This window comes from Streptomyces sp. PA03-5A (assembly GCF_033792725.1).
Classification (GTDB): Bacteria; Actinomycetota; Actinomycetes; order Streptomycetales; family Streptomycetaceae; genus Actinacidiphila.
In genome coordinates this window covers 70,177-89,449 of sequence record NZ_JARAVL010000026.1, presented here as the reverse complement: position 1 = coordinate 89,449, position 19,273 = coordinate 70,177, and the positions used below count along the sequence as shown (strand labels likewise).

The 19,273-nt window shown below is 68.7% G+C and carries 16 protein-coding genes; 5 read left to right on the top strand and 11 right to left on the bottom strand.

Going from position 1 to position 19,273, the window contains the following annotated elements; translation table 11 throughout:
- Positions 1 to 97: 97 nt before the first annotated feature.
- From PV410_RS29280 to PV410_RS29260, 5 genes are all read right to left on the bottom strand, one after another.
- The gene (locus tag PV410_RS29280; RefSeq protein WP_500328766.1) at positions 98 to 1,000 is read right to left on the bottom strand and encodes a carbohydrate ABC transporter permease; all 903 of its coding nucleotides are present in this window, start codon (positions 998 to 1,000) and stop codon (positions 98 to 100) included.
- On the bottom strand, positions 997 to 1,890 hold the full coding sequence (locus PV410_RS29275) for a carbohydrate ABC transporter permease (protein WP_500328765.1): 894 nt from the start codon (positions 1,888 to 1,890) through the stop codon (positions 997 to 999). Before PV410_RS29275 ends, PV410_RS29280 begins: the two co-directional genes overlap by 4 nt.
- 143 nt (positions 1,891 to 2,033) lie before the next feature.
- On the bottom strand, positions 2,034 to 3,359 hold the full coding sequence (locus PV410_RS29270; protein WP_500328764.1) for an ABC transporter substrate-binding protein: 1,326 nt from the start codon (positions 3,357 to 3,359) through the stop codon (positions 2,034 to 2,036).
- 279 nt (positions 3,360 to 3,638) lie between these two features.
- Complete coding sequence (locus PV410_RS29265) at positions 3,639 to 3,803, bottom strand: hypothetical protein (protein ID WP_500328763.1); 165 nt, start codon at positions 3,801 to 3,803, stop codon at positions 3,639 to 3,641.
- A gap of 98 nt (positions 3,804 to 3,901) precedes the next feature.
- Positions 3,902 to 4,114, bottom strand: coding sequence for a hypothetical protein (locus PV410_RS29260; RefSeq protein WP_500328762.1), 213 nt, complete (start codon positions 4,112 to 4,114; stop codon positions 3,902 to 3,904).
- A 445-nt stretch (positions 4,115 to 4,559) separates the two neighbouring features.
- Here PV410_RS29260 and PV410_RS29255 point away from each other — a divergent pair, with 445 nt between their 5' ends.
- Positions 4,560 to 4,892 carry a hypothetical protein gene (locus PV410_RS29255; RefSeq protein WP_500328761.1) on the top strand — a complete coding sequence of 111 codons (333 nt, stop codon included), beginning with the start codon at positions 4,560 to 4,562 and terminating at the stop codon, positions 4,890 to 4,892.
- 449 nt (positions 4,893 to 5,341) lie between these two features.
- On the opposite strand, the gene PV410_RS29250 is transcribed toward PV410_RS29255, so the two are convergent.
- Together PV410_RS29250 and PV410_RS29245 are read right to left on the bottom strand one after the other, a co-directional pair.
- Positions 5,342 to 5,965, bottom strand: coding sequence for an NADPH-dependent F420 reductase (locus PV410_RS29250; RefSeq protein WP_500328760.1), 624 nt, complete (start codon positions 5,963 to 5,965; stop codon positions 5,342 to 5,344).
- Between the two features lie 33 nt (positions 5,966 to 5,998).
- On the bottom strand, positions 5,999 to 6,733 hold the full coding sequence (locus PV410_RS29245; protein WP_500328759.1) for an SDR family NAD(P)-dependent oxidoreductase: 735 nt from the start codon (positions 6,731 to 6,733) through the stop codon (positions 5,999 to 6,001).
- Between the two features lie 143 nt (positions 6,734 to 6,876).
- Between PV410_RS29245 and PV410_RS29240 the strand changes: the two genes are divergently transcribed.
- Complete coding sequence (locus tag PV410_RS29240) at positions 6,877 to 7,488, top strand: TetR/AcrR family transcriptional regulator (protein WP_500328758.1); 612 nt, start codon at positions 6,877 to 6,879, stop codon at positions 7,486 to 7,488.
- Between the two features lie 779 nt (positions 7,489 to 8,267).
- Here the strand turns inward: PV410_RS29240 and PV410_RS29235 are convergent.
- The gene (locus PV410_RS29235) at positions 8,268 to 9,179 is read right to left on the bottom strand and encodes a LysR family transcriptional regulator (RefSeq protein ID WP_500328757.1); all 912 of its coding nucleotides are present in this window, start codon (positions 9,177 to 9,179) and stop codon (positions 8,268 to 8,270) included.
- Between the two features lie 154 nt (positions 9,180 to 9,333).
- Here PV410_RS29235 and PV410_RS29230 point away from each other — a divergent pair, with 154 nt between their 5' ends.
- Positions 9,334 to 9,477 carry a hypothetical protein gene (locus PV410_RS29230; RefSeq protein ID WP_500328756.1) on the top strand — a complete coding sequence of 48 codons (144 nt, stop codon included), beginning with the start codon at positions 9,334 to 9,336 and terminating at the stop codon, positions 9,475 to 9,477.
- Between the two features lie 158 nt (positions 9,478 to 9,635).
- On the opposite strand, the gene PV410_RS29225 is transcribed toward PV410_RS29230, so the two are convergent.
- The 3 genes from PV410_RS29225 to PV410_RS29215 form a co-directional block, all read right to left on the bottom strand.
- The gene (locus tag PV410_RS29225; protein WP_500328755.1) at positions 9,636 to 10,295 is read right to left on the bottom strand and encodes a hemerythrin domain-containing protein; all 660 of its coding nucleotides are present in this window, start codon (positions 10,293 to 10,295) and stop codon (positions 9,636 to 9,638) included.
- 489 nt (positions 10,296 to 10,784) lie between these two features.
- Complete coding sequence (locus PV410_RS29220) at positions 10,785 to 13,571, bottom strand: AAA family ATPase (protein WP_500328754.1); 2,787 nt, start codon at positions 13,569 to 13,571, stop codon at positions 10,785 to 10,787.
- A 700-nt stretch (positions 13,572 to 14,271) separates the two neighbouring features.
- Positions 14,272 to 16,335, bottom strand: coding sequence for a multicopper oxidase family protein (locus PV410_RS29215; protein WP_500328753.1), 2,064 nt, complete (start codon positions 16,333 to 16,335; stop codon positions 14,272 to 14,274).
- 996 nt (positions 16,336 to 17,331) lie between these two features.
- Between PV410_RS29215 and PV410_RS29210 the strand changes: the two genes are divergently transcribed.
- Together PV410_RS29210 and PV410_RS29205 are read left to right on the top strand one after the other, a co-directional pair.
- Positions 17,332 to 17,562, top strand: coding sequence for a hypothetical protein (locus PV410_RS29210; protein WP_500328752.1), 231 nt, complete (start codon positions 17,332 to 17,334; stop codon positions 17,560 to 17,562).
- Between the two features lie 511 nt (positions 17,563 to 18,073).
- Entirely contained in the window at positions 18,074 to 19,057 is a 984-nt protein-coding gene (locus tag PV410_RS29205) for a helix-turn-helix domain-containing protein (protein ID WP_500328800.1), read from the top strand.
- Positions 19,058 to 19,273 lie beyond the last annotated feature (216 nt).

Sequence of the window (19,273 nt, the reverse complement as noted above, 5' to 3'; positions counted from 1 at the left end):
GCCGCGGCCTGAGCGATGCCTCCGGTCAGCGGCCTGCCCCTGCCGCGGCACGGCAGGGGCAGGCGTGAAACGGTCCGGTGCGGTCCTGGCGCCGGTTTCAGCCCTTCACGGCACCGGTGAGTCCGCCGACGATCCGCTTTTCGAAGATCGAGAAGAAGACGAGTGCGGGCAGCATGGCGAGTGAGGTGAACGCGAGGACCTTCGCAGTGTCCTGGGAGTACTGCGAGGAGAACGCCTGGACGCCGAGCGGAAGGGTGTAGTTCGCGTCCGAGTTGAGGACGTACAGCGGCAGGACGTAGTTGTTCCAGCTGCCGATGAACGCGAGGATGCCGACCGTCACCACACCGGGCAGCGACAGCGGGATCACCATGCGGAAGAAGAATCCTAGTCGGCTCGCACCGTCGATCGCGGCGGCCTCCTCGATCTCGTGGGGAATGGCTCGCAGGAACGGCACCAGGATAATGACGGTCGTCGGCAGGCCGAAGGCGATCTGCGGGACAATGATGCCGAACAGGTTGTCGACGAGGCCGATGTTCTTGATGACGATGTACAGCGGGGTGATCGCGATGACCATCGGGAACATCAGGCCGGCGGCGAACAGGGAATACATCGCGCCCTTGAGCTTGAAGTCGTAGCGCGCTATCACGAAGCTCACCATCAGGCCGAGGACCACGATGCCGACGGTACTCACGAGCGCGACGATGACGGAATTGGCGAATTCGCCCCAGAACCTCCTCGACGTCAGGACGTCGGCGTAGTTGGTGAGCACCCAGGGGTGCGGCAGGGCGGCCGGGCTTGTCGTGAACTGGGAGTTGGTGCGGAATCCGCCGAGCACGATGTAGAGCACCGGTGCGATGCAAACCGCGATGAAGAGCAGCGCGACGAAGTAAGTGAAGGGATTCCCCCACTTTTGCAGCTTGTCACGCTTGTCGCGACGACCCATGGGCGTGTTCGGGTCCGCGTCGGAGGAGAGCCAGGAGTTGGCGGTTGTCGCGCTCATCGGGCGGCTCCTTCAGTGACGGCGCCCTTGAGGTCGCGGCGCAGGACGAAGCGCTGGTAGACCAGCGCGACGATGAGCGAGATCAGGAACATCACGACCGCGATGGCGCTGCCGTAGCCGAAGTTGCCCGCGTTGCGGCCCTGGGCGACCATGTAGATCGCCATGGTGGAGGTGCCCGCGGTGCTCGAGATGTAGGGGCCCCAGATGATGTAGACGAGATCGAACAGCTGCAGCGAGCCGATGATCGACAAGAACGCCCAGATGCGGATCGTCGGCCCCATCAGCGGCAGTGTGATGCGGCGCTGGATCTGCCAGTAGGAGGCGCCGTCGATCTGGGCGGCCTCGAAGAGCTCATCGGGTATCGACTGCAGGCCGGCGAGCATGAGGATGACCGCGAAGCCGATGTACTTCCACGAGATGATGCCCATCAGCGTCCAGATGGCCAGCTTCGGGTCGGAGAGCCAGTCGGACTGCAGGGAGCCCAGGCCGATGTGCTGCAGGAGGTCGTTGAGGGCGCCGTTGGTCTGGAGCATCAGACTCCAGCCGGCGCCGACGATGACCTCGGAGACGACGTAGGGCACGAAGATCAGGACGCGGATGGCCGAGCGGCCACGGATCTTCTGGTTGAGCAGGAGCGCGAGGACGATCGCCACCGGTGCCTGGATGACCAGCGAGAGCACTAGAATCAGCAAGGTGTGCCACAGAACCTGCTGGAACGCGGGGTCGGTGAGGATCAGCTTGTAGTTGTTCAGGCCGACCCAGTCGGTGGGCGCCCCGTAGCCCTTCCACCGGTAGAAGCCGTAGAACGCGGCGAGCGCCACCGGGAAGATCACGAACGTCAGGAACATGATGATCGCCGGCCCGGACAGGACCGCGATCTCGAGTCGCATCCTGGCACGCCCGCGGCGGCGCGCGGCCGCTCGCAGCGGAGTCGGGGACCCGGACCTGGCCGCGTCCCCGACTCCGGGCGTGCCCTGCGACTGGCGGCCGGTGGCCGTGTCAGTACCCAGGGTCTTGCTCATCGTGTGCTTACTCAGCCCTTCGCGGCGGCAGCGTTGGTGTCCTTGACGATGTCGGCGGCGGTGCCCTTGCCGGCCAGCAGATTCACGACGGCGGTGTTCATGGCGTTGCCGACGTTCTGGCCGTACACGGTGTCAAGGAACTGCATGGAGTAAGCGGCCTTGTTGAAGGCCTGCAGTGCTGAGATGTTGTAGGGGTCGGTGACGACCTCCTGGGCGTCCTTGTTCACCGGGATCGCGTAGAAGGCCTTGGCGTAGGCCCTCTGCTGGTCCTTGGTCACAACGAACTGGAGGAAGCCAAGGGCCTCCTTCGGTGCGTTCTTGGACAGTGAGTATCCGCCGCCGCCGCCCATGAGGGCGGTCGGATCGCCCTGGCCACCGGCCACGGCAGGGAAGGGGAACCAGCCCAGGTCGGGCAGCGGCTTCTTGTCCGCGGTCAGGCTGGCGTACACACCAGGCTCCCAGGTGCCCATCAGCTCCATGGCCGCCTTGTGGTTCGCGACCATGCCCGCCGACGACCCCGCGCCCTGCTGCGACGAGGTCGTCAGGAAGCCCTTCTGGAAGGGGCTGACCTTCAGGAACGACGCCAGGTCCTCGCCGGCCTTGGTCCAGCACGGATCGTCGAACTTCAGCGACTTGGCGGACTTCGTCATGGTGTCCTGGCTGCACTCGCGCAGGGCGAAGTTGTAGTACCAGTGCGCGGCCGGCCAGGCGTCCTTGGCACCGACCGCGATCGGCGCGACGTTGATCGCCTTCAGTTTCGCGACATCGGCCTCGAGCTCGTCCATCGTCGTCGGAGGCGCGGTGATGCCGGCCCTCTCGAACAGGTCCTTGCTGTAGTAGATGCCCTCGGGCTGCGTGTCGGTCGGCATGGCGTAAACCTTGCCGTCGATCGAATTGGCCGCGACCGCCGCCGCGCCCGCGTTCGCCTTGTCCGTGGCGGTGAGGTTCAGCTCCTGAAGCTGACCGGCGTCGACCATGGCCTGCATCTTGCCGCCACCGCGCTGCAGGAAGATGTCCGGCGCGGAGCCCGAGTTGAGCGCGGTCTGCAACTTGCCGTCGAAGTCCTCGTTCTGGATCGCCTGGATCTTGATCGTGACGTTCGGATGCAGCGAGTGGTACTCCTTCACGGCGGCCTTCCAGTACTCCTCACCAGGCCCGGGCTGCGCGTTCTCCCAGAAGCTCAAAGTGACCTTGCCGCCGGACGAACCACCCTTGCTGCCGGTGTCGCCGCTGCCGGCGCAACCAGTGGCAGCCAGCGCGATACCCAAACCGATCGCGGCAGCCATCGCGCTGCGTGTCTTCCTCGTCATCGTGGGGACTTCCTGATCTGTCGTCATTGACACATTACGAGAAGTTGCGCAAATTAATGGTCTGTTGGACGTCGAAAGCCCTGCACGTACGCTGATCTGGGTGTTCAAGCGGCAGGCCGGGCCGTGGCAGCAGCGAGAGTCGGGAACGTGCACACACGTCCGCGATGATCGCTGCCACCTGTGCTTTCCGAACTCCAGGCATGTTCGTGTGGACGTGCCAGGTGGACGGGGGTGACCGTACGGAGTCGTCTCCGCACGGGGAGGTTTCGGATCGCTCGAGAGTATGCGCTCCGCCCGAAGCGGCAGTCAATGAATAATTTTCGAAAGTTCATCGAAACTTTGAATGACGGTCAGGGAGTTGCTCCCGCCGTGCGACGGCGGCGTGGACGACCAGCAGCCTGCAGTTGCACCCTCGCCGGTTCGCGGCGCCTGGATCTTGGTGCCGCCGGAATGCAACGCCTTGTCGTCCACCGCCATGAGGTGTGGCCCGCAAGCTCCCGACGGAATGCGTGAGTCCCTTGACAGCAAGTAGTTTTGTCCCAAAACTACGTCCCCGACGTGGGGAGAGTTCAGATGTCGATCGTGATCGTCGGTGCCGGCGTCGACGGACATGCTGCGGCCCAGCCGGACACCGTGGTGTGCGCGAGCTGATGCCCCGTGAGGAACGCTTGGGGAACCAACCCCTCGTGCACCGCTTCCACCAGCAGCCGGTGCGGCTGCCCCCGATACACCGGCAGTTGCGGCCACTGGTGGTCGGCATGAAACCCGTGCGGCTCCACCATGCGTACAAGGGCCGGTCCCACTGGAACGGCCGACCCCGTGGTGGGTCACCGCACGCGTCCCTGTCGACCTGGACCCGCCTCGGACGGCGGGGCACATTGCCGCCTCCTGCAAGCGGGCGGCCGTCTCCAACCGGACGGGCTCAACAAGCCCCCGTCACTGACCCCGCCGAGCGACGGCCGATGAGCGACCTCGACCCCGGACGGCTGGCCGCCGTCATCCACGGCTGCGGCGTGCTGCCGGCCGCAGCGCGCGGGGCCGAGAACCTTCGAACGCTTCGACCGCGCCGGCGCCGCGTTGGTCGCCGACGCGGCCGCGACCCTGCACGCCGCAGACCGTCGAGCCCTGGCAGCCGCGCTACCGGCGCTGGAACAGCTGCGTGACGCCGTCACCGCCCAACGGCCGGCCCTGCCACCCCCACCCCGCGCCTGAATCGAAGGACGAGCAATGACCGGTATCCGCCGGCTGCTGTCCCGGCGGCTGCAGACCACGCAGCTCCAAGGAGTCGCCCCAGGCCCCCACGAGTTCACCGTGCAACGCACGATACGGGTGCCCATGGGCGATGGCGTGGAGCTGATCGCCGTCCTCTGCACACCGATCAGCGAGGTGGACCCCGCCACTGCCCACGATCGTCATCTGCTCCCCGTACGGCCGCCGGAGAGGGTGTTCGCGCTTGCGCATGCGGTGGTGGCCCGGTGGTGGGAGCAGGCCTTGCCCTGGGAGCGCGAGGGGGTCTGGCCGCGGCGGCTGCCTCGTTGCGGGCGGCGACGCCGGGGCTGATTTGGTGCCACCCTCGGTGCACCCCTGCACGCAACCGTGCAACCCACCCTCCAGCCCCCGGTCCAAGCAACCCGCCAGGAGCACCAGGAGCCGGTCGCGGCTCCCCGGAGCCTGGCCACGCCCGCCAGCCTGCAGCATGGGCAAGCCCACCGGGAACGGGCTTGCCCAGCCCGAACCAGGGGCGGGTCCAGAAGAAGCGTTGCCATCGGCCAGCGCCGGCCCGGGCCCGTACGGCGTGGCCGTAGCGCAGCGGCGCGGGATCCCGCCCGGACCGGTGAGTGCCGGCGGCGCCTGTTCCTCGATGGCGGTGAGTTCCGGCGGCAACAGGACACGGGGGCCCTGAACCGTCGCCAAGATCACCGGTCCGGCTGCTGTTCGCGCACCCGCCCTCACGCCGGCTCCGTCCCCCGATCGGCAGCCGCTCCGAAAAGGCTCCGTCAATCGTTTGCTCAGGCGGGAAGTTCGGTGATGCTGAGGGCGAAGTTCAGGTTCCCCACTCCGTGGTTGGCGAGGCCTACCGTGACCACGCCCGCTCCTTCCAGCCAGTGCGCCATTTTCAGGCCGCCGACGTCCAGCGGGCGCAGCCCGAGGCTCTCGATGAACGCCTCCACACTTGCCTTGGCCTGCGCGTTATCGCCGGCGAGGAAGACGTCGGGCCGCCCCTTCTCCAGGACATGACGGAAGACGGTGTTGAACGCCTTCACCACACTGGCGCTGGCCGGGGCGGCCTTGGCGACTTCCTGCGCGTTCGAGGTCTCCTCGCGGTGGGCTAGCCCGTCGAACGTGGAATTGAAGGGGTTGCTGATGTCGACGATGACCTTGCCCGCGAGAGCGTCTCCGTACTGGGCGACGGCCGGCACGACACCGTCGTACAGCAGGGCCACGATGACGATGTCCCCGGCCGGGGCGGTCCCCCATTCTCCCGTCGTGGCGCCGCCGCCGAGAGCCTTGGCCAGGTCGGCGGCCTTGGACTGATTGCGGCCCATGACCTCGACGGTGTTGCCGCCCGCTATCGCCCGCGCGCCGATGGTGCGGGCCATGTTCCCGGTGCCGATGATGCTGATGCTGCTCATGAGATGTCCTGCCCTGATTGTGTGTTGTTCGGTTCAGATGGCGGTGGTGCCGCCGTCGGCGACGAGTTCCATGCCGTTGACGTAGCTGGAGTCGTCGGAGGCGAGGAAGAGGGCGGCGGTGGCGATCTCGTCGGGGCGGCCCATCTGGCCGCGGGGGATGAGGGACTCGAACTGGCGCTTGGTGGCCTCGTCGAAGAGCTCTTCCTGCTTGGCGGTGGCGACCTGGCCGGGGGTCAGGACATTGACGCGGATGCGGCGGTCCTTGAGCTCGTTGAGCCAGATGCGGGCCCAGGCCTGCTGGACGGCCTTGCTGCCGGCGTAGACGCTCCAGCCGGGGAAGGCGCCGAGGGAGGCGTTGGAGCCGGTCATGAGGATGGAGCCGCCGTCGTTGAAGAGCGGAAGGGCCTTCTGAACGGTGAACAGGGTGCCGCGGGCGTTGAGCCCGAACCAGGTGTCGAACTGGGCCTCGGTGATCTCGCCGAGCGCGGCGGGCTCGCCCCCGCCCGCGCTGGCCCACAGAACGTCAAGGCTGCCCTTCTCCCGCTTGACGGTGTCGTACAGGCGGTCCAGGTCGTCCAGGTTGGCGGCGTCGCCCTGGACGCCGGTGACGTTGCGGCCGATCTGCTTCACGGCCTCGTCCAGGGCGTCCTGGCGGCGGCCGGTGATGAAGACGTGCGCTCCCTCGTCGACGAACAGCTTCGCGCCGGCCAGCGCCATGCCGGTGGTGCCGCCGGTGATGACCGCGACCTTGCCGTCGAGCTTTCCCATAGTCGTTCCCTTTGGGTCGGTGGTGCCGTGCGCCTGGGATGACGGTGTTATGTACACCGCCCTGTGTGCTTACCGTACGGGGCGGGCGGCCGGGACGCAAACTATGTACACCGGCCGTTACCCAGTTCGGGTACCATGGGCCTATGACGGAGTTGGAGAAGGGCCCCACGGGCCGCCGCCGCGGCCGGGGCGCCCGCGAGCGCATCCTCAGCGCGTCCCAGCAGCTGTTCCGCGAGCAGGGCATCAACCGCACCGGCATGGACCAGCTTTGTGCGGTGGCTGAGGTGTCCAAGCGCACGGCCTACCAGCACTTCACCGGCAAGGACGAACTCGTCGCCGAGTACCTGCGCCGGTTCGACCCCGCCGTTCTGTCCGGCGTGTTCGACCGCACTGACCTCACACCCCGCGAGCGACTCCTCGCCGCCTTCGACATCCCCCCCACCACCCCCCTGTGCCCCTACATCGGCGCCTCCGTCGAACTGAACGACCCCCAGCACCCCGCGTCCCAGTACGCACGTGACTACAAGAAAGCCGTCGCCGCGCGGCTCGCCGACACCGCCCGCGAAGCCGGCGCCGCCGACCCTGAACAGCTCGGCGAGCAGCTCGCGCTGCTCATCGACGGCGCCGCGGCCCGCACCCGGGTCCTCAACGCCGACGCCTTCCCCACCGCCGCCGCCATCGCCGCCGTCCTCATCGACAACGCCATCCCCGCCACAGCCAGCGATGACCGGCGACGGGAGGAAGTGTCGAGTTGACGTGGCACTCCCCCGGCCGGGCTGGACGCGCTGCCGGTCCCGCGGCTGCACCCGCTGGTATACGACACCAGCCGCCCGGCACCTCGCCCAGATCTGCTGGCTTTTACGCTGCCCGCCCGCCTGCTGTAGGCCGCAGCAGAAGCGGCGGGGAGACGGCGACCCCGAAGGCTTCAGGAGCTCGAGGCCGTCATCCCGGCCCAGGGCGCTGACGGGCCGCCGGTTCGAACAGACGGCTGATCGCATAAGTCCGTACGCGGTGGCGCATGAAGAACTCGTACGCAGCTGGGAGGTTGTGAAGATGCGGGTGGCCCGCCAGCGACGCTGGCGGGCCACCCGCATCTTCACAACCTCAACGAGCCGGAGACTTGCCACCCCTCTTATCCACTCCACCGCGGCGCTCTCCTCGCGGGGCAGCACGGCGTTGACTTCTGGACCGAGTGAGCTGAACCATCCACGCTGATCATCAGCGAGTGGCCCATCTGGGCCACGCCAGCCCGAAACGAAGGCCAACAGGCGGGCAGCCAGCACGTCCGGCTGTAACCCTCCGTCGGGTTCTGGATCCCATGGACCGCTCCCGACACTACGAACGGCGGACCGCCGGCGATCAGCCGACTTGAGCCGCGTCCGCAGCACGTACGTCCAGTCGGTCTCAGGTGCTTCGGGCCCCTCGGGCAACTGCCGGCCGAAGAACGGCCGGCTCAGAGGACACCCGCAACGGCACCACTCCGTGCGGCCACTTCACTCTCCAGCGCATGGTGAGCGGGGGTCAGCCGAACTACTCAGGCGTGCCTTGAGACGACATCGCCTCCAAGCTGCCACATCTCATAGTTCCCGCATTCTGCCGTGACCTCGGCCGCCGACTGAGCCGCAGTGACGAAGTCCTCTACTACCGGCGAGTTGTGCGATGCCGCCACCGCGAGGCACACCTGGTCGGGAGCCAGATCCGGGATGGGCACATAGACGACGTCCGGATGCGGGTAGAACACGGACGCCGAACGGGCCAGGAAGGAGATGCCCCGTCCGGCCGCGACATGCTCGAGCGTCTCGTCCACCCCGCGCACCAGGTACCCGGCATTGGGGAGCGGGCGCTTGGTGGGCTGCGTGCTCGGGTCACCGTGCCAGACCAGTGGTTCGCCGGCCAGGTCGGCCTCGGTGACCTGCTCCTTGCCGGCAAACCGGTGTCCGGCGGGCAGTACTGCTACCCGCGGCTCGGTGTACAGCGGGGTGACGCGCAGGCCGGCCTCGTCGATGGGCAGCCGCACATAATCGACGTCGATGTGGCCGTCGAGCAGCATCGCAGCCTGGTCGTCCCCTTCGATCCGCTGCACGTCCACGACCACGTCCGGGTGCCGGTCCTCGAACGCACGGGTCGCCGGGGTGACTGCAACGCCGGCCCGGAAACCGACCATCAGCCGCCGCTTGCCGCCGGCGGCCGCGGACACCCGGCGGCGGACCGCGTGGGTTGAGGCGAGCAGCGGACCGGCGTCGGCCAGCAGTTGCCGGCCCGCATCTGTCAGCTCTACGCCGTGGCGATCCCTGGTAAAGAGCGAGGCGCCGAGGTCCTGCGCGAGCGCACGGATCTGCCGGCTGAGCACCGGCTGTGCGATGTGAAGCTCATCGGCGGCGCGGCCGAAGTGCAACTGGTCGGCCACGGCGACGAAGTATCGCAGTTTGCGCAGGTCCAGATCCATGGCGGGTCCTGGCTGCGGCGTACGTGGGCAGCCTCCTGCGGCCGCACCTGCCGAGTGTGGCCGCCATCTCCTTCGACGCCACTGTCGCACCCTGCGCGCTGTCCGGGACAACGCGGGTCAGGCTGTGTGGAGCGCGCCATGTCATGCGGTCGGCGTGCCCGCAGGGCTGATCGAAGACGTGGTGGAGGTCCTGGGCGACGCCCTGGGCTACGGCACCGGCGCTGTGGCGTTCGCCAAGGGATGGACGAGCTCCGGCGAGATCGACGAGGTCTATGACGTGCTGCTCCCGCAGAAGTAGTCGGGAAGCGTCAGCAGGGCCGGGCGTCATCGTGGGCGCCCGGCCCTGTTGCGTGTGCGCGAGCCGCCGGCTGCGGCCTCATTCGCAGATGAATTGATCACGCCGGGCGGAGTTGGCCCCCGCCCGGCATCCCAGACCACAGCCTCCGAGAGGGGAATTCAGGCGCCGATGCGGGGCGGTGTGGCAGTGCCGTGGACCCGCTTGGCGTGGGCCGCATACTGGCGGCGTGCCATGGCCGGGACGAGCAGCCGAACGGGCAGGGGGGCCAGCGCGAGGACGGCCTTGACGACCTCGGGGTCGCCCTCGTACATCGCCATTCCGAAGACGAGCGCCATGACCTTCTTCGGAGTGACCGCCTTGCCGTGCTCGGCGAGCTGGTGCCACTCCTTCGCGGTGAGATGCTTCTCGACCAGCGGCAGGATCTGCTCCTCTTCCAGCGCCATGTGTTCCACGAGAGCGGCCGTCAGCCTCTCGAACGCGTCAGCGAGCGCTTCGCCGCCCTGCCCGGTTGAGCGCCAGCCGCCGAGCAGCCCGGTGACCTCCGTGTGTCCGTCCTCGATGGCCCGGTGCTGCTGCTCCATGGTCGGCACGATGGCCGCCGCCTCCGCGCCCCCGCGCTCCACGAGCTTGGGCCACAGCAGCAGGTCCTCGCCTTCGTGGTGCTGGTGCAGGACGGCGCACACCAGAGCGGCGTGGGCGCCGACAACCTCCGCGCGCCGGATGTCTCCCGGCGCGACGGACCGGATGAGGCCGGGCAGCAGCCGGAACTCCCGGCGCAGCCCTGCGTGGGCCATGTACATGTCGCGCGTGTCGGCCATAGGTTCATTGACGAGTGGAGCCATGTTCTCTTCCCTTGTATCGCGGCAGCACATCCCGCCACGGGATGCGGCCGGTATTCGTCGACCGGGCACGACGTCGTGTAAGACCGGACCGCCCGGTGGGCTGCGCTACCGTCGCCGTCGAAGAAGGCTGCCGAGCGGGGCTTTCCGGCAGGCCAAGCGCTACGAATCAAGGCGCTTGCTTTGCCGGAAACGGAGAACGGGCCGCAGCCGCCAGAGGAGCATGCCAAGAGGACGCATCCCCGTGCATCGGCCAGATGACTTGACCACGCGGCCCAGGTAAGGGATGACGGAGCAATCTCAACTGAACCGGGTGCCGAGGATCCACCTCGAGGGCTTTGTCGTTCTCTCGTTCAGCCCGAGGGGCCGGCGCCCTACGGCCGGTGTCGTCGAGACGGCGGGGGCGCTTGGGGCGGGGGGTGAGGGCGCGGCTGCCGGGTCAGGCCGGACGGAACCGCCGCGACGTGGTCAGGGCCGGTCCAGGTCGGCCAGGGCGTCGCGCAGCGCGGCGCGGGTGGTGATCCCAAGTTTGGGAAAGACCTGGTAGAGGTGGCCGCTCACGGTGCGGTGGGAGAGGTGGAGCTTCTCGGCGATCTGCTTGTTGGTGAGTCCGGAGGCAGCGAGCCGGGCGACCTCGGATTCCTGTGGCGTGAGCCCAGCGGGGTCCGACTTGTGCCGGGTCGCCCACCCGGCTGCCTTGAGGTGGCGTACGGCCCGGTCGGCCCATGGACGCGCGCCGAGCTCTTCGAAGATGTGCAGCGCGGTCACCAACGTCTTTCTGGCGGCTTTGGTCTTCCTCGCTTGCCACAACCGTTCGCCGTAGGCGAGGGTCACCCGGGCCCGCTCAAAGGGCCAGTCGTCGATGCCGGGAAGCGACAGCGTCCGCTCGAACAGTGCCGTCGCCTCGTCGGTGTCCGTGGCCGCCAAGGCCGTGGCGCCGCCGACGAGGAGCGCGAGGCGTGGCGAGATGTGTGCGATCCCGGCTTCCTGAACGGCCCGCACATGGGCGGTCGCCGCCGCCCGGCGGTCGGTGCGCAGGGCGGCTTCCACCAGGTCCATCACCACCCAGACCGCGTGCGGGACGTAGCGCGCCAGCGAGCCGGCCGGGCTGATGGCCTCCGCGTGCCGGAACGCGCTCTCGAAGTCCCCTTCCGCCAGCGCCGCCAGCACCCGCAGGTGCGCGGCAGTACTCATCATGTGGCCCACGCCCCGGGACGCCGCCTGGGACGTCATCGCGTCGGCCGTCTCCACAACGGAACCGACATCACCGCGTGCCGCCGCGACCAGTGCCTTCTCGTACCGGAAGTACCAAGTGTAGGACGGGTAGTCGACCTGCCCGCTGAGCAGCAGTCCTTCGTCGGCCAGGCGGATCGTCTCGTCCCAACGGCCGGTGTTGAACGCGTCCTGGCACAGGAGCGGAAGAACCCCGAGCTTCTTGACGGCCAGGCCTGCGCCCTGTTCCTGGCCATGGATACGGCGGGCAGCGTCGCGCGCACGGGACAGCCTGTCCACGTAGACGCCCGCGGTGCCGATGCGGACGATCTTCGTCGGATCGCTCTCATGGGCAAGCCCGGCGAGCAGTTCGTCCAGTTCGCGCAGCGCGGCGACGCCGACCCGTGCGGGATCGCCGAGCGCCGCCGCGGACACCGTGATCACCGCGGGCACGTCGGGAAGGCGTGCCACGATCCTGTGGAAGGCCTGCCACAGTTCCTGCCGGCCACCGAAGTGGCACAGCAGGATCAGCACGTAGAGGGCTTCGTCGAGCGCGGGATCGTAGGAGCCACGCCGGTGGAGCGTCTTCTCGATGGCGTTGACCATCACTTGGTGGGCCGGGTCGATGTCCCCGGTGCCGTTGAGCATGAGGTGGACCGTGGTGGCCGCCGAGTAGAGGGAGGCGTGGTCGTCGGTGCCGGCTTGCCGGGCGTCTTGGAGGAGGTGGGAGGCGCTGACCAGTTCGCCGGTCGCGTCGGCGCTGATGAAGGCTGCCTGGGCGAGTCGGCGGGCGCGGTCGGGCGCCGCGGGGCTCAGGTGCCCGGCCCGCGTGAGGGCCCGGATCGCGGCGAAGGAGTCACCGCGTGTGCCGGCCATGTGGGCGCTGCGTTCGAGGAGGGCCGCGACCTCCTCGTCGGACTCCACGGACGCTTCGCCCAGATGCCATGCCCGGCGTTCGAGCTGGTCATGCAGCACGTCGGCGATGGTGCAGTGTGCCGCACGGCGCTCCGCGGTGGTGGAGGCTCCGACGACCGCCGAGCGGATCAACGGGTGCCGGAAACCCAGGCGGTGGCCGCTGTCGTCGATCCGGACCAGGTCGTCCTGTTCAGCGGGGCCCAGGTCAACCAGCGTGGCCTGGACAGAGGGGTGCTGTCCCGCGCGTTGCAGGACGGCCAGGTCACCGGTCCCGTCCAGCGCGGCGATCAGGAGCAGACGGCGCGAGGCGGGCGGCATCCCGGCTACGCGCCCGGCGAAGAGGGCTTCCAGGCGCCGGCCCAAGGGAAGGACCTCGGGGAGGCGCTCCAGCGCGGAACGCTGGGGCCCGGTCAAGGCGGTGGGCAGCTCCAGCAGCGCGAGCGGATTGCCGTGGGCGGCGGTGAGGACCCGGTCCACCACGCTCCACACCAGGCCCGGATGACGGAGCCCGACGAGTCGGCACGCGGATCGGCGGTCCAGGGGCAGGACCTCGTGTGTGGGCAGGCCCGTGCCGTCGAAGAAGCCCCTGCTTCCCCCGCGGGCCGCAGCCAGGAAGGTGATACCGGTGCCGGTGAGGCGGCGGGCCACAAGCCCGAGGACCACGGCACTGGCCCGGTCGACCCAGGGAAGGTCGTCCACGACCAGCAACAACGGCTGCTCCGCGGCCGCACGACGCAGCAACGCCAGTGCGGCATTGGCGACGACGAGGCTTTGCGGTGTTGCACCTGCGCCGAACCCCAGCGCCACCCGCAGTGCCTCACGGTAGAGGTCGTCGAGCGCCTCGATCTCCTCATGGAGAGGGAGAAGCAGCTGGTTGAGCGCGGAGTACGTCATACCCGTCTCGAATTCCGCGCCCGCCGCCCGCAGGACGCGGACACCGGCCGCCGCAGCGCGCCGGGCGACCGCGTCCAGCAGGGCGGTCTTGCCCACCCCGGGCTCGCCCGACAGCAGCAGCGCCCCGAGGGCGCCCGCCGGACGGTCGAAAAGGTCGTCGATCAGCTCCAGGTCCTTTTGACGCCCGACCAGTTCCCCCGGTTCGCAGTCGTGCGAACGGTGATCGCGGCTCACGAACGTCTCCCAATTACTTGGATCACACAGGGCGCACAGCGTCTGTCCGCCCCGGTGGTGCAGTTGTTCGGCCGCTGCCGGGGGAGCGGCAGCGGGTCCAGACCATGGTGGACGGCTGCCGGGGACGGGGCCCCGGACCGGACCGCTGTCCGAGCCGGCCGTAAGGCGCCCACCGTCTTCCTTGAACGCCCACTGCCGGCGTTTCGTTCCAGGCGCGGCAGCTGTGCCGGGCCCCTCACGGCCCCTGTGGCCTTGGCGGCTCGTCCGCCTCCTGGCGTGATGCGGCCCCGAATCGGTCGGTGTCGGCAGGACCGCCCAGGCGGGGAGGCGTCGCAGGCGTGCGCCGGCCGGCGTGTGGCCACGCTGCGTCCACCGGCCACCTCGGACTCACGTGACATCTCAGCGCCGGTCGCGAGAACGCGGGCCCTGGGAGGGATCTCGAGCCGGTTCGCCGAGACGGGTTCGTCGCGTATCTCTGGGTCGTCCGCCCAGGTGGTCCGACGGAGACCCGGCGGGTGTGTGCTGGGGGGCACCGTTCCTGAGCGGCGGCACTATCACGGAAGGATCCGAGGGGAAACAGCCGGGAACGGCCCTGCCCTCTCCATCCTCTCCTGACCGCTGCCGGACTCCTCCCGTGCTCCTCCGGTCGCGGCCACCGTGCGGCGGGCCTTGGACAGGGAGGCCCGCCGCACCCAGCCCGTCAGCCCATGGCCCCGTGGTCCATCGCCCCGTGGTCCATCGGCGGCACGGCGCCACCGCCGGCGGCGGGCTTGCCCGGGGTGTTCATCATCTTCAGCATCATGTTCTGCAGGGTGAGCACCTCCGGCGGCATGACGACGAAGGGGCGCATCATGCCCTCGTCCTCGTGGTCGAGGATGTGGCAGTGATACATAAACCGGCCAGTCTCGCGTCCGAACTGGCCGGCGACGGTCACCATGGAGTTCGCCGGCATGTTGACGGTGTCCTTCCATCCTGACTCACTGACGGCGATCGGCATCGCGTCCTTGATGATGATCGGCCGGGTGGTGCCGCCCAGCGCGGTGTCGAAGGCTGTGCCGTCGACCATGCGGCGCTCGAGGAGCTGGAAGTTCATCAGGTGGATGTGCATCGGGTGCTGGATCTGCTGCTGCACCGGACCCACGCTGATGAACGTCCACTTCTCCCAGCTCCCCGCCGCGGCGAAGAAGTTGGTGGCGTCCTCGAAGTGCTTGCCCACGACGCGGAAGGTACGGGTTCCGCCGGGCAGGGCGAGCTGCACGACGCCCTTGCCGGTGCCCGTGCCCGTGCCCGTGCCCGTGCCCGTGCCCGCCGGAGCCTCCTGCAGCTCCATGATCGTCGGCATGCCCATCGGGTCGAAGGAGAGCATGACGAAGCGCTCGACCGCGTCCTGCGGGATGTCGGACGCGGTCAGGCGCCTGAACCGCGGGTCCAGCTTCTTCGGCGCGACGTAGGACTGCTTCCGCCCCCTGCCTACGCGGAACTGCATGACCTGCGGGTACGGCACGCCGGCCGCAGGCACGGGCGTGCCCGCTGGGGCGGGAGGCGCACCGGGGGCGCCGGGCGCGACGTTGACGAGCCTGAGCCGCCGGCCGCGGAAAGCCGCGAAGTCGATCACGATGTCAACGCGCTCGGCAGGGGCGAGGGTCAGGCTCCCCTCGACGCCCTGCGGCTTGTCGAGCAGGCCCATGTCGGTGCCGATGACCTTGATCGCGCCCTTGACGGACTGCCCGGTCTCCTCGTCCACCAGAGCAAGGATGTAGGCCCGGGCGTTGGAGGCGTTCACCACGCGGAAGCGGTAGGCGGTGGCCTCCACGTCGAGGTAGGGCCACACCCGGCCGTTGACCATGGTGTAGGGGCCCTGGAACTGCACGGCGGCCGCCATCACCCCGGGGATGGACGGGCCGACCTGGATCCGCTTCGCGAGGAGCTGCCCGTTGATCCGCCCCTTGCCGTCGGTGTCGAAGTTGACATCGGCGATGGTCAGCGGGATCTCGTACCGGCCGCGCGGCAGATCGAGGCGGTCCTCGTTCTCGTCACGGATGATGTAGTTGCCGAGCAGGCCCGCCATCACGTTGAGCGCGGTCACCGGCATGGCGTGATCATGGTAGAAGAGGTGCGCCGCGGCCGTGTCATTGGTGTACTCGGCGAGCTGCGCGCTGCCGCGGGTCACGCCCGAGTCCGGGGCGCCGTCGGAGATCGCGTGCTGCCGGCCGCCGTGCAGGTGGACCGAGGTCCAAGCGGTCAGCGCGGCCACCTCGGGCCGCCCCTTCGCGCCCCGCGAGCCGGGGCTGTTCAGGGACAGGAAGCCCGGCGGCGGCCCCTCGGGCTCCACGAAGACGCCCTTGACGGGGCTGGTGCCGGTGAGCTCGTTCCGCCAGGCCAGCCGGAACCGCTGACCACGCCGGGCCTCGATGGTCGGGCCGGGAAAGTAGCCCTCGTACGTCCACATGCGGGTCGCGGGGAGCTGCGAGTGCAGACGTATCTTCATCTCGACCAGGCGCACCTCAGTGGTGTCCCGGCTCGAGGGCTTCAGAGTGGGCGGGATCGGCAGCTCGTCCTTGAACGGCGTCAGCTCGGTCACCCGCGGCGAGGAGGGGCCCTCGAGGTCCAGGGCCTTGCCACCGCTCAGCCGCGCCGACGTGTCCACCGCAGCCTTGGCCTCGGCGCCCCCACCGGCCAGCAGATTCATCCCCCCGTAGCCGGCCACGCCGGCCACGGCGCCTCCCGCGATCCCGAAGAAGGTCCGCCTCTTATGCGCTGCCACGTGCTGTCCACTCCTTGATGTTCGTTTCTCCGACGGCTTGCACGCCCGCCCGTGTCCGGATCCACCGGTGAGCGAGCCCGTCGTCATGCAGGGCACCCGGAACGGGTCACCACATCGCCGGCTTCCGCCGAAATACAGGCACTGGCCACAGAGGCTGCGCCGCTACTTCCCGCGGTGCGCCCGCCGATCCCACGCGGTCGGCCTGGGACCGCACTGAACGCATGCACGCCATGGAATCCGGACGGCAGACACGGCATGCCAGCAGGCTTTCCGGCGGCCTGATTCACGCCGGTCCGCGCACACCCCACCACGATCCGTCATGGCGGGTTCCCACAGCTCATGGGCGGGCATGCAAGACCTCTCACCTTCCGAATCGCCATGAGCCTGTCGTCATGTGCGGATACGACATATCCGAACCAGATCCCGTTCGAAGCCCAGTCCGGTGATGGCCGCGAAGGTGAGCGTACGCATCGACGCGTGGCCGAACATGAGTAACATGACCTGTTTTCCCGTGGGGCAGCCCCCGTCATCCTTCTTCGGTGAACCGGTTGCCGTCGCCCTGCCGCCTCGCCGAAACAGTGGAATGGGCATGACCAGCCGAAGGGCGCCGTGCGGATTCCTGCGTCCGTGGTGCGGACACGTGGCGTCGGCTCACGGGGACTCTGCCCCGGCGGCGGCCGGGCGCCCATTCCCACGGCGCCGGTCCCGCGCTCAGGGTCGGCTCGTCGACGGCGCCCACGATCAGCACCAGGGCAGCCATGACCGGCTGGGGGTCTTCTCACTGGTGGGCGTGGACGGTTTTGAACGCCGACATCCGCCTTGTAGGCCTGGTGGTCATGGTCATCGGGGGTGCGCAGGTCATACCGGCATTGGGGAGTCCCCAGCTCTCAGCCAGTCATCGCGACCGCGACGTACAACTGAGTACGTCCGCATCAGGCGGTCGATATGCAGAGCCCGGCTGACCGGTTCAGGCCTGTGCCGCGGAAGGAGCGGGAGGTGCTGGGCCTGAAGATGCCGGGGGTGGTGTCGGCCGTCCCGCAGCAGCGGACGGCTGCAGTGGTGCCTTGCGCCTTGGAGCGGGCTGAGGTGGTGCCCGCCGCGGTGATGCCAGAGGCGTCCGTGCTGCCGGGCCACGCCGCGTCGGTCGGCTCCTCCTCCGGCGCCGAAGGTGAGCCCGGGCGCACCGTGTCCTGGCGGGCCGACTACCGCCGGCTCAACCACCGATAGGACGGCGATCCCCTCGATGACTGGCCTTCCTCGGTCTCGCCACCGCCCTTTGCTGTTGCAAACAGCGCGTCTGGCGCACCAGTACGAGAACGTCAACCGGCTCTGCTACGTCCGTGGCCCCGAGGGCATCGCCGTCGGACGCGGTGAGCAGCTCAGCTGAGGCCGCCTGAATTCGCCGCGCACCCAGGGCGAGCGGGGCCGGCCCTGCCACGGCCGACTGACGGCTGCTACGCGTCTTGGCATGGCCAGCGGTACTTGTGAATCAAGCTTGACGGGCTCGCACGGCCTGTCCTGCCTCGAAGGTCGGCGCACATATCAGCAGAGTCACCGGCACGGACCGGCACGCGCACCGCATCTCCGCCCGCTTCCGTACCAGCTCTTCCGGAACAATCGAACTGCTTGATCCGGCTACCGACCTACATGCCGACGGACTTGGCGCGTGGGTGTGGTTCCCGGTGGTTTCCCGGCGCACGATCGCAGTCAGGTGACCATATACACTCCGGATGTGATCATGCCAGGCATCTCGGGCGTCGACTCGCCGTCCAACTCCAGTTCACCGCGCATGCACATCCAGGTTGCACTGGCTCACGCGCAGCGCGACGAGTTGCTGAGACAGCGGTGGCGGAGACTGAACGACGCTCGTCCTTGGCACGTGCACTCGTTGCGAGTTCCGCGGCAGTACACGACAGGCCATTACCGGTGCTGGGTGGACTCCTCCGAGATCGGGGACATTGCCGTCAGCGAGCAATACGGCGACGCGGTGGAAGGCGTCATAGGCATGAAGCGGGCCACGGAGCGACGCACGGTGGTTCACATCATGCACAGTGGCGGGCTGAGCCTCACCGAAGCAGGTCGTACCGTTCAGGTCCCACCGGGCACGATGTGCGTACGGGATGCACAGGTGCCGCGGGAGTTCTCCTATCGCCCCGGCACACGGGCGCGGGTACTGCTGCTGCCCTCGGAAACACTGACCGGCACCGGACTCGACCAGCTGCCGACGCTCACGGTCATCTCCCAGAAAGCTCCCGAGGCGCGGCTGCTGCTGGGACAGCTTCATCTGATCCGCAGGATGCGGGGTGAATTGAGTCCGGCAGGCGTCCACGCCGCTCAGCAATCCGTCGTGCAGTTGCTGGCAGGCGCGCTCATGGCCCGGGGGGTGTCCGCCGACCCTGCCTTCCGCCCTTCGCTGCGCACGGCTGCCCGCAACTGTGTGGAAGCCCGGCTCCTGGACCCTCACCTGTCTCCGGCCGAGGTGGCAAGGACCCTGTCGGTCTCGGTTCGCACATTGCACCGAGCTTTCGCCGAAGTCGATGAGTCCCTGATGGCATACGTCCGGCGGCGCCGTTTGGAGCGAGCGCGCGAAGAACTCGTCGCACTGGGCGGGAGGTACACCGTATCCGCCGTAGCGGCTCGATGGCACTTCGCCGATGTGAGCCACTTCAGCCGGGCCTTCAAGCGGCAGTTCGGCGAGACACCGAGCTCGCTCGTTCACTGATGCCGCGAAGGAGCGGGAGCTTCCCGCTCCGGGCCGCGAGCGGACGATTCCCGGTCCACAACCGGGCTTTCGTCCACGGGTGGACCTTACTTCGCCGGCCGTCGCTGCTCGCCTCGATGCAGGATCGACGGCTCTCAGCGGCGCGCCGCCGCGTCCTGCCGAATGGGCCTTCGGCAGGACGTGGCTCGGCGTGCCTTCCACGGCAAGCCGTGGCGG